Source organism: Psychrobacter sp. TB55-MNA-CIBAN-0194, from assembly GCF_040309505.1.
GTDB lineage: Bacteria > Pseudomonadota > Gammaproteobacteria > Pseudomonadales > Moraxellaceae > Psychrobacter > Psychrobacter fozii.
The window spans coordinates 1-272 of record NZ_JBEOOW010000281.1 but is presented as its reverse complement, the minus strand read 5'-3'; the positions used below and the strand labels follow the sequence as shown (position 1 = coordinate 272).

The window sequence follows — 272 nt, the reverse complement described above, 5'->3', positions numbered from 1 at the left end:
ATATAAGACCCACTATAAAAGAGAGTCAGTATGAAAAAGCCGCAGGTTGCTCCTGATATGATTGATAAAAATATATATCAAAATAATACGCATAAGAGTTCTAAAACAATGACGCTTAAAAAAAGCGCGCTGAGCTTGGCAGCGGCTGTCGGTGCTTTGGGCTTTTCGCAAGTAGCCTGTGCAGAATTGACATGGGGTGAGAGCGGCAGTTCTGAGCAACAAGGCAAATATCAAGTAGAGCGCTATCAGCCTGATGGCTATCAACCCAACAG

At 43.4% G+C, this 272-nt stretch carries 1 pseudogene; it reads left to right on the top strand.

The features are described 5' to 3' along the window. Positions 1–30: 30 nt before the first annotated feature. Positions 31–272: pseudogene (locus AAEY75_RS15165) on the top strand (lytic transglycosylase domain-containing protein); the annotation flags it as partial.